Below are 15,145 nucleotides of genomic sequence, written 5' to 3'. Positions count from 1 at the left end.
GGGCAGGGGCCAGGAGGGAAAGGGTAATCGCCCACCACCCCCCTTCTGTATGCCTGAGTCAGACCCAGCCACGTCATAGATCTGTCACAACACGAACCGTTCCGTGCCGGGCACATGGGGTCACGACCGCTTTCGTGCGCATGGGGCGCATCAGTGCGCCCTGAGCTGCGTTCCCTCCCGGTCCCGCATTGCCTCCCCACGCGGGGGGAGAATGCGGGATCATGTCTGCCATGACCGAGGTGTCCTCGCTCACAGGGCGGTTGCTCGTGGCCACCCCCGCCCTGGCGGACCCGAACTTCGACCGTGCGGTGGTGCTGCTCCTCGACCACGACGAGGAGGGCTCGCTCGGTGTCGTCCTCAATCGCCCCACCCCGGTGGACGTGGGCGACATCCTGGAGGGCTGGGGGGATCTCGCCGTGGAGCCGGGTGTCGTGTTCCAGGGCGGCCCGGTGTCGCTGGACTCCGCCCTCGGGGTCGCCGTCGTCCCCGGCGGCGCGACGGGTGAGGCCGCCCCGCTGGGCTGGCGCCGGGTGCACGGCGCGATCGGCCTGGTCGATCTGGAGGCCCCGCCGGAACTGCTGGCCTCCGCCCTCGGCTCCCTGCGCATCTTCGCCGGATACGCCGGCTGGGGCCCGGGGCAGCTGGAGGACGAGCTGGTGGACGGCGCGTGGTACGTCGTCGAGTCCGAGCCCGGTGACGTCTCGTCCCCGTCTCCCGAGCGGCTCTGGCGCGAGGTGCTGCGCCGCCAGCGCGGCGAGCTGGCGATGGTGGCGACGTACCCGGACGACCCTTCGCTCAACTGATGTCTGTGAGCTTCAGTACCCTTGGCCCTATGAGCACTCTCGAGCCCGAGCGCGGGACTGGTACGGGGACCCTCGTTGAGCCGACGCCGCAGACCTCGCATGGTGACGGTGACCACGAGCGCTTCGCCCATTACGTCCAGAAGGACAAGATCATGGCGAGCGCCCTCGACGGCACCCCCGTCGTGGCGCTGTGCGGCAAGGTGTGGGTGCCGGGCCGCGACCCGAAGAAGTACCCCGTGTGTCCCATGTGCAAGGAGATCTACGAGTCCATGAGCTCCGGGGACGACGGCAAGGGCAAGGGCGACAAGTAGGCCCGACCCGCGGGGCGTGAAGCCTCCAGGGCGCGTTTTGCGCGCCCTGGAGGCTTTTGTGCTGTCCGGGCGTTGCGCAGGGTGCGTCTGCCGGTCACAGAGTGGTTGAGACCTCTTGTGGGCGTGTTCATGCAGTCCCTAGCCTCCGAGTGTTGTGCACAGCGAAACCTTCATTGCGCATGTTGCAACACTCCCTCGGAGGAGCACTCCATGAACCTGTCCGTCCGTCTTGCCGGGCTCACCGCGCTCGCCGCTCTCCTGGCCACCGCCTGCGCGCCCCAGACCTCCTCGAACTCCTCCTCCGACAAGGACGAGAAGACCGGAACGCTGCGCGTGTGGCTCTTCCAGGAGGTCGGCAACGCCCCCAAGCAGAAGGTCGTCGACTCCGTCGTCGCCGGCTTCGAGAAGGCCCACAAGGGCACGAAGGTCGACGTCGAGTACATCCCGGTCGACACCCGCGCCCAGCGCGTCAAGGCCGCCTTCAACGACCCGGCCTCCGCGCCGGATGTGATGGAGTACGGCAACACCGACACGGCCGGCTATGTGAAGGACGGCGGACTCCTCGACGTCACGAAGGAGTTCGGCGACTGGGCCGAGGCGAAGGACACCGACCCCACGGCGAAGCAGTCGGTGACGGTGGACGGCAAGCTCTACGGCGCCCCCCTCTACGTCGGCGTCCGCGCCCTGTACTACCGCACGGACGTCTTCAAGGAGCTCGGCCTGTCCGTCCCGAAGACGATGGACGAACTCGCCTCCACCGCCCGCGAGATACGCGCCGCCAAACCCGAGCTCTACGGGCTGGTGGTCGGCGGCGCCTACACCTACGGCGCGATGCCGTTCGTGTGGGCCAACGGCGGTGAACTCGCCAACGGCAAGAGCGGCTCGTACGCGTCCGGCATCGACAGCCCCGAGGCCCGCAAGGGCATCAAGGCGTACACGTCCCTCTTCGGCGACGACAACTGCCCGGCCGCCAAGTGCGCGGGCATGGGCGGCAACGACACGATCTCCGCGTTCGCCGCGGGCAAGGCGGGCATGGCGATCGGCGGCGACTTCAGCCATACCGCCGTCGAGGCCGGCAAGGTCAAGGGCAAGTACGCCGTCGTCCCGCTGCCGGGTGTGAAGGCCGGCTCCATCGCGCCGGCCTTCGCGGGCGGCAACAACATCGGCGTCCTGAAGAGCACGTCCCACCGCACGCTCGCCGTGCAGCTGATGGAGCAGCTCGCCTCGAAGAAGACGCAGGGCGAACTCTTCGACGCGATGGGCTTCCTGCCGACCTTCACCGACGTCCGGCAGCAGGTCGCCCAGCAGGAGCCGTTCGTGAAGCCCTTCGTCCGGACCCTGTCCGCCGGCACCAAGTTCGTCCCCGCGTCGCCCGCCTGGGGCCAGATCGACTCCTCCCTCGTCCTGCCGACGATGTTCCAGGAGGTCATCAGCGGCAAGAAGGACGTCGCGCAGGCCTCCGACGACGCCGCGAAGAAGATGAACGACGCGTTCGGCTCCGCCGGGTGATGCCCGTGAACGACCGCGGTTCCGTGAAAACCCCCGTGGCCGCTGTCGCGCCGACCGTGCCGGCCCCCGGGCCGCCGCGTGCGGCCGCCGGCGTACGGGGCCGCCGCACCGCACGCGGGGCCGCGCACCGCACCGGCGGCTGGACGCCCTGGCTGTATCTCGCGCCCGCGCTCGTCGTGCTGGGCGGGCTGCTCGTCTACCCGATCTATCAGCTCGGGCTGATCTCCCTCTTCCGGTACACGCAGGCGCAGGTCAGCGGTGGAGAGCCGGCCACGTTCGAGGGGTTCGGGAACTACGCCGGACTGTTCGGGGACCCGCAGTTCTGGCAGGTGCTGCTCGCCACCGTGCTGTTCGCGGCGGGCTGTGTCGTCTCCACGCTCGCGGTCGGCTGCGCCCTGGCCGTGCTCCTGACCCGCGTGCGGGCCGTACCGCGGCTCGCGCTGATGCTGGCCGCCCTGGGCGCGTGGGCGACCCCGGCCGTGACCGGCTCCACGGTGTGGCTGTTCCTCTTCGACCCCGACTTCGGCCCGGTCAACCGGATGCTGGGCCTCGGCGACCACTCCTGGACCTACGGCCGTCTCAGCGCCTTCTTCCTGGTGCTGCTCGAAGTGGTGTGGTGCTCCTTCCCGTTCGTGATGGTGACCGTGTACGCGGGCATCCGCGCCGTACCCGGCGAAGTGCTGGAGGCCGCCTCCCTCGACGGCGCCTCGCAGTGGCGCATCTGGCGTTCCGTCCTCGCCCCGATGCTCCGGCCGATCCTGGTCGTCGTCACCATCCAGTCCGTCATCTGGGACTTCAAGGTCTTCACGCAGATCTACGTCATGACGGGCGGCGGCGGCATCGCCGGCCAGAACCTCGTACTGAACGTCTACGCCTACCAGCAGGCCTTCGCGTCCTCGCAGTACGGCCTCGGCTCCGCGATCGGCGTCGTGACGCTGCTGATCCTGCTCGCCGTCACGCTGGTCTATCTGCGGCTGCTGCGCCGTCAGGGGGAGGAACTGTGAATCTTCCACGCGCACGCGTGCGCCGCCCGGGCCGGCTGGCCGCCGAGGCCTCCGCCCTGCTGATCGCGGTCGTCGTGGCCTTCCCCCTGTACTGGATGGTGCTCAGCGCCTTCAAACCGGCCGGGGAGATCGAGTCCGGCGAGCCGAGGCCGTGGACGCTCGCGCCCTCCCTGGATTCCTTCCGGCGCGTCTTCGGACAGCAGGAATTCGGCCGCTACTTCCTCAACAGCCTCGTCGTCGCGGGCTGTGTCGTGATCGCCTCCGGGCTGATCGCGTTTCTCGCCGCGACCGCCGTCACACGATTCCGGTTCCGTCTGCGGACCACCCTTCTGATCATGTTTCTCGTGGCCCAGATGGTGCCCGTGGAAGCCCTCACGATCCCCTTGTTCTTCCTCATGCGGGACGCCGGTCAGCTGAACACGCTGGGCTCGCTGATCCTGCCCCACATCGCCTTCTCGCTGCCCTTCGCGATCTGGATGCTGCGGGGGTTCGTGAAAGCCGTTCCGGAGGCGCTGGAGGAGGCCGCGTACATCGACGGGGCCAGCCGCGCGCGATTCCTCTGGCAGATCCTTTTCCCCCTCGTCCTGCCGGGTCTCGTGGCCACCAGCGTGTTTTCGTTCATCTCCGCCTGGAACGACTTCCTGTTCGCCAAGTCGTTCATCATCAGCGACACCGCGCAGTCGACGCTGCCGATGGCCCTGCTCGTCTTCTACAAGCCCGACGACCCGGACTGGGGCGGAGTCATGGCCGCCTCCACGGTCATGACGATCCCGGTCCTGGTCTTCTTCGTACTCGTACAGCGGCGCCTGGTCTCCGGACTGGGCGGAGCGGTGAAGGACTGACGTGACCGAACTGATCCCGGCGCCCCGCAGCGCCACCGCCGGCTCCGGCGAGGTACGGCTGACGCGCCGCTCCCGGCTCCACGCCGACACCGCGACGCAGGGCGTCGCCCACTGGCTGGGCGCCGCCCTGCGGCAGGCCACCGGGCTGCCGCTGCCCGAGGGGCGGGAGCCCGACGATGCCGAGGGCGGCATCGGGCTGCGCCTGGCCCCCGGCCTCGGCCCCGAGGAGTACCGCCTCGTCAGCGACGGCTCCGGCGTCCTCGTCGAGGGCGGCACCGCGGCCGGTGTCTTCTGGGGCGCCCAGACCCTGCGCCAGCTCCTCGGCCCCGACGCGTACCGCAGGGCCCCGCTCGACCGCGACCGCGTCTGGACCGTGCCGCATCTGACGATTCAGGACGCTCCCCGATTCCGCTGGCGCGGCCTGATGCTCGACGTCGCGCGGCACTTCATGCCCAAGGAAGGCGTGCTGCGTTACCTCGATCTGATGGCGGCGCACAAACTCAACGTCTTCCACTTCCATCTGACGGACGACCAGGGCTGGCGCATCGAGATCCAGCGGCATCCCCGGCTGACCGAGATCGGCTCCTGGCGCGCCCGCACGAAAACCGGCCACCGCGCCTCGCCCTTGTGGGAGGACAAGCCGCACGGCGGCTACTACACCCGGGACGACATCCGCGAGATCGTCGCCTACGCCGCCGAGCGGCATATCACCGTCGTCCCCGAAATCGACGTGCCGGGCCACTCGCAGGCCGCCATCGCCGCGTACCCGGAACTCGGCAACACCGACGTCATCGACACCACCTCCCTCTCCGTCTGGGACACCTGGGGAATCAACCCGAACGTACTCGCCCCCACTGACAACACCCTGCGCTTCTACGAGGGCGTCTTCGAGGAAGTGCTCGAGCTGTTCCCCTCGGAGTTCGTCCACGTGGGCGGCGACGAATGCCCCAAGGACCAGTGGCGGCGGTCGGAGACGGCCCAGGAGCGGATCAGGGAACTCGGGCTCGCGGACGAGGACGAGCTCCAGTCCTGGTTCATCAAGCACTTCGACGCGTGGCTCTCCGCGCGGGGGCGCCGGCTGATCGGCTGGGACGAGATCCTGGAGGGCGGGCTCGCCGAGGGCGCCGCCGTCTCCTCCTGGCGCGGCTACGCGGGAGGCATCGCCGCCGCCCGGGCCGGCCACGACGTCGTCATGTGCCCCGAGCAGCAGGTGTACCTGGACCACCGTCAGGACCCGGGCCCCGAGGAGCCGGTACCGATCGGGTGGGTGCGCACCCTGGAGGACGTCTACCGGTTCGAGCCCGTCCCACCGGAGCTGACGCCCGAGGAGGCGCGGCACGTGCTGGGCACCCAGGCCAACCTGTGGACCGAGGTGATGGAGGACCACGCGCGCGTGGACTACCAGGCCTTCCCCCGCCTCGCGGCCTTCGCGGAGGTCGCCTGGAGCGCCCTGCCCGCCCCGGCGGAACGGGACTTCGCCGGTTTCCAGCGCCGTATGGCCGCGCACTACGGGCGGCTGGACGCCCTGGGCGTCGCCTACCGGCCTCCCACGGGCCCCCTGCCCTGGCAGCGGCGCCCCGGGGTGCTGGGCCGCCCGGTCGACGGCCCGCCGCCCAGCCGGTAGCGGTCTCCGTCACGACCGAACAGCTCGAACAGGCCACGGAAAAAGCGCACAAGGGTCACCGAAAGTGCCAATCGGCATGCACTGGTGAACCTGTGCGAAAACGGACCATCTCGCCGGTGAGGTGGGCGAATGCCTCCTAGCGGACCCGTGTCTTCGGCTCTCGCCAAGATGTGCCAGAGTTGCCACGTCCGCCCTGTCAGCACGTACCGTACGGCAGCACAGGTGGGACCAGGTGGGGCAGCGGGAAGGGGCAGCCGGTTTGACCACGCACGCACCGCAGGCGGCGCAGGCCGTCACGCTGCCCACGACGCTGGACGAGGCCGTCGCGGCGCTCACCGCCGTGCCCGCCGCCGTGCCCGTCGCGGGCGGCACCGACCTGATGGCCGCCGTCAACTCCGGGCAGCTCAGGCCCGCCGCCCTGGTGGGGCTCGGCCGGATCAGCGAGATCCGCGGCTGGCAGTACCTGGACGGTCACGCGCTGCTCGGCGCGGGCCTCACGCACGCGCGCATGGGCCGCCCCGACTTCGCGGCCCTGATCCCGGCGCTCGCCGCCGCCGCACGCGCCGCGGGCCCGCCGCACATCCGCAACGCGGGCACCCTGGGCGGCAACATCGCCTCGGCCGCCCCCACCGGAGACGCGCTGCCGGTGCTGGCCGCCCTGGAGGCGACGCTGATCGTCGCGGGCCCGGGCGGAGCCCGCCGGGAGATCCCCGTGTCGCACCTGCTGGCCGGGATGGACATGCTCCGCGCCGGCGAACTCATCGGCTACGTGCGCGTGCCGCTGCTGCACGCCCCGCAGGTCTTCCTCAAGGCGACCGGCCGGACCGGCCCGGGGCGCGCCGTGGCGTCCGTGGCCCTGGTCCTGGACCCGGCGCGCCGGGGGGTGCGCTGCGCGGTGGGCGCCATAGCGCCGATGCCGCTGCGGCCCCTGGACGCCGAGCAGTGGGTCGCCGGCCTCATCGACTGGGACAACAACCGCGCGCTCGTCCCCGAGGCGCTGAGCGCCTTCGGCGAGTACGTCGCCGCGGCCTGTATCCCCGACGCGGCGCCGGCCGAGGACGGCTCGGTCGCACAGCTTCCGCCCGCCGTACTGCACCTGCGGCGTACCGTCGCCGCGCTGGCCCGACGAGCACTGGGGAGGGCACTGTCGTGAGCGACGACCAGCACGGAGAGGGCACGCCCCGGGGCGGCAGCCGCTGGGACCCGCTGCCCCAGGGCGAGTACGACGACGGCGCCACCGCCTTCGTCGAACTGCCCGAGGGAGGCGTCGACGCTCTGCTGGCCGCCGACAGCCCCCTGGCCGCGCCCGGACACGGCTACGTACCGCCGCAGATAGCGGTCAACCCCGCGATGACCGCCGGCACCGACCCGGCCGCCACGGGCGCGTGGCCGGTGCCGGGCGCGCCCGTCGACGGGGCACAGTGGCACGACCCGAACGCCGGGCACCGGCAGCACGGCCACGAGCACGGCACGCACCACCAGCAGGGCCACGACGTGCCCGAGCAGTCCTACGGCGGCACCGAGGCGCCGTACGAACCCGGCACGCCTTACGGTCCCGACGCGACGGCACGGCCGCCCGGCGGCGACGACCGGTTCACGTACAGCCCCGGGGCGACCGGGCAGTGGACCTTCGAGGAGACCGCGGCGGCCGCCGAAGGCGCGCCCGGCCAAGATGTGACCGGGCAGTGGTCCATCCCCGTCGCCGGGGGCGACCTTCCGGACGAGTCGGGCGAGTTCACCACGTCCTCACTGGTCGAGCAGTGGGGCGGCACCCCGCCGGCCACGCTGCCCGGCGGCGCGCCCGCGCCCTGGGCGACGCAGGCCACGGGCCGGCCATGGGGGCAGGACCCGCAGAACGCGGCGGCGCAGGGGGAGGCCCGCCCGGGCTTCCCCCAGGACCACGGTCCCGAGCAGGGCGACGCCGCCTCCGCCACGGGGTACGCCCCGGACTCCGGATACGCGCCGGGGCAGCAGGCCGCCGGGCCGCTGCCGCAGGAGGCGGGCCCGGAGGCCGGACCCGGGCGCCACCCGCAGGACGCGCACGCCCCGGGCGCGCACGAGGACACCGGCCACGGACCCGCGCACCGGGCCGGGCAGTTCGGCCACGGGCCGGAGACCTCCCCGCACCGGACCGGGGAGTTCGGCCACGGGCCCGAGACCTCCGGAAACGCCGGCCACGCGCCGCAGTCGCCGGGCGACGGCCACGTGCCGCAGTCGCCGGGCGCCGGCCACGCGCCGCAGCCGCCGGGCGCCGCGTATGCGCCGGGGGAGGCCGGGGTGGCGGGTCCCGCGGGGGACCCGTCCCGTTTCGCCGACCACCGCGCCGAGCCGTCCGACTTCGCCGAGCAGGGGCTCGAGCAGCCGGACTTCGCCGAGCACGGGCCCGAGGGGTCCGCCGCCGGTCACGCGCCGGGGCGGCAGCCGTACGGCGATGCCCGTGACGGGTTCCCCGGAGAGCCCGTGCTCGAGGCGCACCCCGAATCCGCCGCGCCTCCGCGGGACGCCCAGGACGCCTCACAGGCCGCTCCCGGCCCCGGTGAGGCCGGTGCGCCCTCCGAGTCGTCCGAGGACGCTCCAGGGGCTCCGGAGGCCGCCGACGGCCCCTCCGAGCCCGCCGCCGGGCCCCTCCCGGACGCGGACACCGACACCGGCCCGGACACCGCGGACGGCGAGACCCCGGCCGAGGACCCGGCCCCGGACCAGGGCCCGGCCACCGCCGCGACCACCCCGTCCGCGGCAGCCCCTCACGACGCACCCCCCGCGGCACCCCAGGAGGAACACCCCCTCGCCTCCTACGTGCTGCGTGTCAACGGCACCGACCGCCCCGTCGGCGACGCCTGGATCGGTGAGTCCCTGCTGTACGTGCTGCGCGAGCGGCTGGGACTCGCGGGCGCCAAGGACGGCTGCTCGCAGGGCGAGTGCGGCGCCTGCAACGTCCAGGTCGACGGGCGACTGGTGGCGTCCTGTCTCGTCCCCGCCGTGACCGCCGCGGGCAGTGAGGTCCGTACCGTCGAGGGCCTGGCCGAGGACGGGCAGCCGTCGGACGTGCAGCGGGCGCTCGCGCGCTGCGGCGCCGTCCAGTGCGGCTTCTGCGTCCCCGGCATGGCGATGACCGTGCACGACCTGCTGGAGGGCAACCCGGCGCCCAGCGAGCTGGAGACCCGCCAGGCACTGTGCGGCAACCTGTGCCGCTGCTCCGGCTACCGGGGCGTGGTGGACGCCGTCAAGGACGTCGTCGCCGAACGCGAGGCCCACTCCGCGCCCGCCGACGGCGACTCCGACGAACCCCGCATCCCGAACCAGGCGGGCCCGGGCGCCGGTGGCGTGAACGCATCGGCCTTCGGAGCGCCCCCGGAACCGCACACCCCGCAACCGCACTCCCCAGAAGCGCACGACCAGCCCTACGGCCGGGACGGAGGCCCCGCGTGAGCAACGAAGCAGCCACCGCCCCGGCCGCGGCGCCCGCCCCCGAACCGCTTCCGCACGGCATCGGCGCCTCGCTCCCGCCCGCCGACGCCCGCGCCAAGACGGAGGGCACCTTCCCGTACGCCGCCGACCTGTGGGCCGAGGGCCTGCTGTGGGCGGCCGTCCTGCGCTCACCGCACCCGCACGCGCGCATCCTGTCCATCGACACCACCCACGCGCGCGAGATGCCCGGCGTCCGCGCCGTCGTCACCCACGAGGACATCCCCGGCCGTCCGTTGCACGGCCGCGGCACGGCCGACCGCCCCGTCTTCGCCTCCGAGGTCGTGCGCCACCACGGCGAGCCCATCGCCGCCGTCGCCGCCGACCACCCGGACACCGCGCGCATGGCGGCCGCCGCCGTCATCGTCGAGTACGAGGTGCTGGACCCGGTCACCGACCCGGAGCAGGCCTTCGAGGCGGAGCCGCTGCACCCCGACGGCAACCTGATCCGGCACATCCCGCTGCGCCACGGCGACCCGGAGGCGGCCGGCGAGATCGTCGTCGAGGGCCTGTACCGCATCGGACGCCAGGACCCCGCGCCCATCGGCGCCGAGGCCGGCCTCGCCGTGCCGCGCCCGGACGGCGGGGTGGAGCTGTACCTCGCCTCCACCGACCCGCACGCCGACCGCGACGCGGCCGCCGCCGCGTTCGGCCTGGAACCCGAGCGCGTCAAGGTCGTCGTGACCGGCGTGCCCGGCGCCACCGCCGACCGCGAGGACCAGGGCTTCCAGCTCCCGCTCGGCCTGCTCGCGCTGCGCACCGGCTGCCCGGTGAAACTCACCGCCACGCGCGAGGAGTCCTTCCTCGGCCACGTCCACCGGCACCCGACCCTGCTGCGCTACCGCCACCACGCCGACGGCGAGGGCAGACTCGTCAAGGTCGAGGCGCAGATCCTGCTCGACGCGGGCGCCTACGCCGACACCTCCTCCGAGGCCCTGGCCGCCGCCGTCGCCTTCGCCTGCGGCCCCTACGTCGTCCCGAACGCCTTCATCGAGGGCTGGGCCGTACGCACCAACAACCCCCCGTCCGGCCATGTACGCGGCGAAGGCGCCATGCAGGTCTGCGCCGCCTACGAGGCCCAGATGGACAAGATCGCCAAGAAGCTCGGCCTCGATCCGGCGGAGGTGCGGCTGCGCAACGCGCTGGCGACCGGTGACGTGCTGCCGACCGGCCAGACCGTGACCTGCCCGGCCCCCGTAGCCGAACTTCTCCAGGCCGTGCGGGACGTCGAGCTGCCGCCGCTGCCCAAGGACACGCCCGAGGACGAGTGGCTGCTGCCCGGCGGACCCGAGGGCGCGGGCGAACCGGGCGCCGTGCGCCGGGGCGTGGGCTACGGCGTGGGCATGGTGCACATGCTCGGCGCGGAGGGCGCGGACGAGGTCTCCACGGCGACCGTGAAGGTCCACGACGGCGTCGCGACGGTGCTGTGCGCGGCCGTCGAGACCGGCCAGGGCTTCACCACCCTGGCCCGGCAGATCGTCCAGGAGACGCTCGGCGTCGACGAGGTGCACGTGGCGCCGGTCGACACCGACCAGCCCCCGGCGGGCGCGGGATGCCGCGGCCGCCACACCTGGGTCTCGGGCGGCGCGGTGGAACGCGCTGCGAAGATGGTCCGCACCCAGCTCCTCCAGCCGCTCGCCCACAAGTTCGGCATGTCGACGGAGCTGCTCCAGATCACCGACGGGAAGATCACGTCGTACGACGGGGTCCTCTCCACGACCGTCACCGAGGCGCTGGACGGCAAGGAACTGTGGGCCACCGCCCAGTGCCGCCCGCACCCGACCGAGCCGCTGAACGAGACCGGCCAGGGCGACGCGTTCGTGGGCATGGCCTTCTGCGCGATCCGCGCGGTGGTGGACGTGGACATCGAGATCGGTTCCGTACGGGTCGTGGAACTGGCCGTCGCCCAGGACGTGGGCCGCGTCCTCAACCCGGCCCAGCTCGCCGCCCGGATCGAGGCGGGTGTGACGCAGGGCGTGGGCATCGCCCTCACCGAGAACCTCCGCACGCCGCGCGGCATCGTCCGCCACCCCGACCTGACCGGCTACGCCCTCCCGACCGCCCTCGACGCGCCCGACATCCGCATCGTCCGGCTGGTCGAGGAACGCGACGTGGTCGCACCCTTCGGGGCCAAGGCCGTCAGCGCGGTGCCGGTGGTGACGTCCCCGGCGGCCGTCGCGTCTGCCGTCCGGGCCGCGACGGGCCGTCCCGTGAACCGCCTCCCGATCCGCCCCCAGGCCGCGGTGGTGACGGAACGGGGCTGAGGCATTCCGCGCGCAAGCCGAGGCAGTTGGGCGGAAGCTGAGGCATTCCGTGCGGTGGCCGAGGCAGTTGGGCGGAAAGGGAACGCGCGGGGGTGCTCCGAGCGTCTTGTGGGGTGACGCGGCGTGGTCGCCGGGCGCGCGTCGCCGGTCCGGGGCGTTGTCAGTGGTGGCGCGTACTGTTCTGGGCAGTGGGGAACGGCTGCCGGGCTTCGCCGGGCGGTCCGCCGTGCTCCGCCAGGGGACGGTGAGCAAGCACATGCGGGGGAGCCCATGAGTACGACCGATACCGGTTCCGCGGTGATCACCCTGACCGAGTCCGAGCTGGACCCGTGGGTGACGCACGCGTCCACGCGGCACTGGCTGACCGGCCCCGGACTGCCCTGCGACAGCGGCGTGCTGAGCTTCGCCGAGCTGAGCCGCGAGGGCCTGCGCACGGTGGCCGACTCGACGGGCGACCCGGACGACCGCCTCGCGGCGGAACTGCGCGAGCAGCTGGTGATAGGCGGACTGCTGGGCCCCGGCGGCCTGGAGACGGAGTCGGTCCTGCTCGACGGCGCGACGGGCGAGATCTCGACGACGTACGTCCTGCGCGACCGCCCCGACCTGATGGACCGCCGCCCCCTGGCCCCGTCCCTGCGGACGCTGGTCCGCTTCGCGGAGGCCACGGACGAACTGGCGGGCCTGCGCGGCCAGTTCGCCTCCTACGCGGGCCGCTACGGCCCCAAGGCGGTGGCGCAGGCGTCCCAGCACTTGCTGGCGGTGTTCCGCGACGGCGCGGACGGCGAACCGGCCCCGTTCTGGAAGATGGCGGCGCTGATCCGCCCGCTGTCCCTGGTGGCGGGCCGGGGCGGCGCGTCCGGCCTCTCCCTGGACCTCCCGCACCGCCTGCTGGACCAGGAGTTCGGCCCCGGCAGGACGGTCCGCTTCGAGGACGTCGACTTCCCCGCGACCCTCACGCACGAACCGACCCGCCGCTTCCTGCGCGAGGTGGGCCTGCCGGAGGACGCCCACGTCTTCTCCCTGGACACGGACGTCCCCCTGGCGACGCTCGCCGAGTACCACGCCGACGGTGACGCCCCCGCGGAACTCCCCGCCGGGGCCCATCGGCTGATCCGCCTCGGCCACCTGGTCGAGGACAACAGCCTGGTCATCGACGGCGCGACGGGCGCGGTCCTGAACTGGAGCGAACCCGAGGCGACGCTGTACCCGCTCAACACGGACGTGTCGACCCTCGCCTTCACCCTCTGGCTCCTGCACCGAGAGCGAGCGATCGACGCCCAGTCGTCCCACGAGCTGACGACCGAGACCTACGACCAGCTGGCCATGACGATGCTTCAGGTCCTGTCGACGGTGGACCCGACGGGCGTGAGTGCCGGCAGAACGGTCCGCCACTACTGGACGGACGCGTTCCAGGACGAGGCCGGCGGGGTGCTCTGACGGGCCTGCCGTCAGGCGGACTTGGCGGCGCCGCGGCGGCGGACGGCGAAGACCAGACCGCCACCGAGCACCGCGGCGGCGGCCGCGGCACCGGCGAGGAGCGGGGTGCCGTCGGAGCCGGTGCTGGCGAGGTTGCCGCCGGTGGTGCTGCCGGTCGTGGTGCCGGTGGAGCCGCCGGTCGTCGTGCCGGTCGAGGCCGAGGCCGACGGGGAGGCCGTGGCGCCCGTGCCGCCCGCGGCCTGGCCCTCGGGGGCGTTGCCGTTCCCGCCGTTGCCGGAGCCGCCGTCGGCGCCGTCCGAGGGGCTCGGCCCGGGCTCGTAGTCGCTCGGCACATCGATGCCGATCATGGCCGTGTTGTTGGCACGGTTCGTGTCGTACGCGGGGGCGGTGCCGTAGACGGACGACGCCTTGATCTCACCCTCGGTGTCCTGCGTGGACTTTTCGATCTTCAGCATGAAGGTGTACGCCAGCGACTGGCCGGCGTCGATGGTCCCGTCCTGCGGCCAGCAGACGTACTTGGGCTTGCCCGTGGTCCCCTGCGGCCCGCTCGGCCCGTCGATCCCGAACGGCGCGCAGTCCTTCGGCACGCCGATGGCCACGGTGCCCGGCGGTATCTGCACCAGCAGGCCCGGGAGGTCGTCGCTCTCCTGGTTCTGCACCCAGCCGGGGCCGTCGTTGCGCAGGGTCGCCGTGACCGACTGCTCCCCGCCGGCCAGCGCCTCCATCTCCTCGCCGACGGCGACGAGATCGGCGGTGTTGTCCGCGGTCAGGGTGAGCCGCCGGTAACTGTCGTCGAACCCCTCGCCCGGGGCGCCCCCGGTCGCGCTCGTGCCGTACTCGACGGCCTCCATCAGGGCCTTGTCCAGCGCCTTGAACCGCACGGGCGTCGTGACCGAGGCACCGGGCTCGACGACCGTGTCGAGCTCACAGACCGCCTGCCTGACCTGGTCCTTGACGGTCGAGTAGGTGCAGCCCTTCACCTGCTCGGGGAAGTCGAGACCCCGCGTCAGACGCACCCGGAAGGTGACCCCGTCCACGGCGGCCGTGCCCTTGTTGGTGAGGGTGACGGACTTGTCGTACACCTCGCCCGGCTTGGGAGCGGCGGACGGCAGCGCCGACACGACCAACTCGGGCTCACCCTCCTCGGCCTGCGCCACGGGCGCGGCGACAGCGGGACCGGCAACGGCGATCACGGCAGCGGCCAGGACGGCTGCCGAGGGGCGGAGGCGCACGGTGGTTCTCCTCGTGGGGGTTTCCTCGTCGTCCCCGGAAGGGACGACGACCGGAGCATGGGCTACCGGTCATGTTCTGGACGTCTGAGAGGCACTTGGGGTTGTGCACGAGTTTGCGAACACGCCGCGAGCCTCCGGCCGACGTGAGGTGGCGGCGCCCTGGGCCGCGCTCCCGTAGCAGATCCCCGAGAGGACCAATAGGCTGGTCAGAGGGGTCGAGATGTTCGATCCGAGGAGCCTCCCATGAGGAAGAACAGAACCGGCGCCTGGCGCGTGACAGGAGTTCTCACCGCGCTCGCCACTGCCGCCGCGATCGCCTCCGTGGCCCCGGCCCAGGCCCAGACCACCGCTCAACTGTCCGCGTACGTCAGCGACGGCTGGGGCGGCGGCACCATCACCAGCCAGCCGGCCGGGATCAACTGCCACCAGGAGGCGTGGGACCCCTACGCCTCCAACGACCCGCAGCCGAACCCGACCGGCACGTGCACCGCGAGTTTCCAGGTAGGAACCACGGTCACCTTCACCGCCACACCCGACACGGGGTCCTACATCAATGACGGACCAGCACCGAATCCCGTGACGGTGCGGACCGGTTACAACTACACGTGGGTCATGTTCTGCCCGAGCGGGGGGCTCTGCTCGGCGGGCTGACGC

The 15,145-nt window shown here is 72.7% G+C and carries 12 protein-coding genes; 11 read left to right on the top strand and 1 reads right to left on the bottom strand.

All coding sequences use genetic code 11. The features are described 5' to 3' along the window. The first annotated feature begins 230 nt into the window (after positions 1 to 230). The 10 genes from IGS69_RS12995 to IGS69_RS12950 all read left to right on the top strand — a co-directional run bounded on the left by IGS69_RS12995 (position 231) and on the right by IGS69_RS12950 (position 13,259). Positions 231 to 803, top strand: coding sequence for a YqgE/AlgH family protein (locus IGS69_RS12995; protein ID WP_190904479.1), 573 nt, complete (start codon positions 231 to 233; stop codon positions 801 to 803). 29 nt (positions 804 to 832) lie between these two features. Continuing rightward, positions 833 to 1,114: a DUF3039 domain-containing protein gene (locus tag IGS69_RS12990; protein ID WP_190899359.1), complete on the top strand. Its 282-nt coding sequence runs from the start codon at positions 833 to 835 to the stop codon at positions 1,112 to 1,114. Positions 1,115 to 1,324: 210 nt separating this feature from the next. Then, positions 1,325 to 2,623, top strand: a complete 1,299-nt coding sequence (locus IGS69_RS12985) for an extracellular solute-binding protein (RefSeq protein WP_190899357.1) — start codon at positions 1,325 to 1,327, stop codon at positions 2,621 to 2,623. Next, complete coding sequence (locus IGS69_RS12980; protein ID WP_232543502.1) at positions 2,623 to 3,627, top strand: carbohydrate ABC transporter permease; 1,005 nt, start codon at positions 2,623 to 2,625, stop codon at positions 3,625 to 3,627. The genes IGS69_RS12985 and IGS69_RS12980 overlap by 1 nt, the downstream gene beginning before the upstream one ends. Next, positions 3,624 to 4,469: a carbohydrate ABC transporter permease gene (locus IGS69_RS12975; protein WP_190899355.1), complete on the top strand. Its 846-nt coding sequence runs from the start codon at positions 3,624 to 3,626 to the stop codon at positions 4,467 to 4,469. Before IGS69_RS12980 ends, IGS69_RS12975 begins: the two co-directional genes overlap by 4 nt. 1 nt (position 4,470) lies before the next feature. Further along, the gene (locus IGS69_RS12970) at positions 4,471 to 6,093 is read left to right on the top strand and encodes a beta-N-acetylhexosaminidase (RefSeq protein WP_190899353.1); all 1,623 of its coding nucleotides are present in this window, start codon (positions 4,471 to 4,473) and stop codon (positions 6,091 to 6,093) included. A gap of 259 nt (positions 6,094 to 6,352) precedes the next feature. Beyond that, positions 6,353 to 7,246 carry an FAD binding domain-containing protein gene (locus IGS69_RS12965; protein WP_030837740.1) on the top strand — a complete coding sequence of 298 codons (894 nt, stop codon included), beginning with the start codon at positions 6,353 to 6,355 and terminating at the stop codon, positions 7,244 to 7,246. Then, positions 7,243 to 9,522, top strand: a complete 2,280-nt coding sequence (locus IGS69_RS12960) for a 2Fe-2S iron-sulfur cluster-binding protein (RefSeq protein ID WP_190899351.1) — start codon at positions 7,243 to 7,245, stop codon at positions 9,520 to 9,522. The genes IGS69_RS12965 and IGS69_RS12960 overlap by 4 nt, the downstream gene beginning before the upstream one ends. Beyond that, entirely contained in the window at positions 9,519 to 11,822 is a 2,304-nt protein-coding gene (locus IGS69_RS12955; RefSeq protein ID WP_190899349.1) for a xanthine dehydrogenase family protein molybdopterin-binding subunit, read from the top strand. The genes IGS69_RS12960 and IGS69_RS12955 overlap by 4 nt, the downstream gene beginning before the upstream one ends. A gap of 270 nt (positions 11,823 to 12,092) precedes the next feature. Further along, the gene (locus tag IGS69_RS12950; RefSeq protein ID WP_190899347.1) at positions 12,093 to 13,259 is read left to right on the top strand and encodes an SUKH-4 family immunity protein; all 1,167 of its coding nucleotides are present in this window, start codon (positions 12,093 to 12,095) and stop codon (positions 13,257 to 13,259) included. Between the two features lie 11 nt (positions 13,260 to 13,270). Here the strand turns inward: IGS69_RS12950 and IGS69_RS12945 are convergent, their stop codons facing one another. Beyond that, positions 13,271 to 14,491 (bottom strand): LPXTG cell wall anchor domain-containing protein, encoded by a 1,221-nt coding sequence (locus IGS69_RS12945; RefSeq protein ID WP_190899345.1) that lies wholly within the window; start codon positions 14,489 to 14,491, stop codon positions 13,271 to 13,273. Between the two features lie 243 nt (positions 14,492 to 14,734). Here IGS69_RS12945 and IGS69_RS12940 point away from each other — a divergent pair, with 243 nt between their 5' ends. Then, positions 14,735 to 15,142, top strand: a complete 408-nt coding sequence (locus IGS69_RS12940; protein ID WP_190899343.1) for a hypothetical protein — start codon at positions 14,735 to 14,737, stop codon at positions 15,140 to 15,142. The last annotated feature ends 3 nt before the right edge of the window (positions 15,143 to 15,145 follow it).

The sequence above is a fragment of the Streptomyces tuirus genome (genome assembly GCF_014701095.1).
Taxonomy (GTDB): domain Bacteria; phylum Actinomycetota; class Actinomycetes; order Streptomycetales; family Streptomycetaceae; genus Streptomyces; species Streptomyces tuirus.
Note: the sequence above shows the minus strand (reverse complement) of the source record. Positions and strands in the feature narration are given on the sequence as shown.

Coding starts and splice junctions, on each gene's coding strand:
- IGS69_RS12995 (WP_190904479.1), top strand. CDS start 231: ATGACCGAGGTGTCCTCGCTCACAGGGCGGTTGCTCGTGGCCACCCCC.
- IGS69_RS12990 (WP_190899359.1), top strand. CDS start 833: ATGAGCACTCTCGAGCCCGAGCGCGGGACTGGTACGGGGACCCTCGTT.
- IGS69_RS12985 (WP_190899357.1), top strand. CDS start 1,325: ATGAACCTGTCCGTCCGTCTTGCCGGGCTCACCGCGCTCGCCGCTCTC.
- IGS69_RS12980 (WP_232543502.1), top strand. CDS start 2,623: ATGCCCGTGAACGACCGCGGTTCCGTGAAAACCCCCGTGGCCGCTGTC.
- IGS69_RS12950 (WP_190899347.1), top strand. CDS start 12,093: ATGAGTACGACCGATACCGGTTCCGCGGTGATCACCCTGACCGAGTCC.
- IGS69_RS12940 (WP_190899343.1), top strand. CDS start 14,735: ATGAGGAAGAACAGAACCGGCGCCTGGCGCGTGACAGGAGTTCTCACC.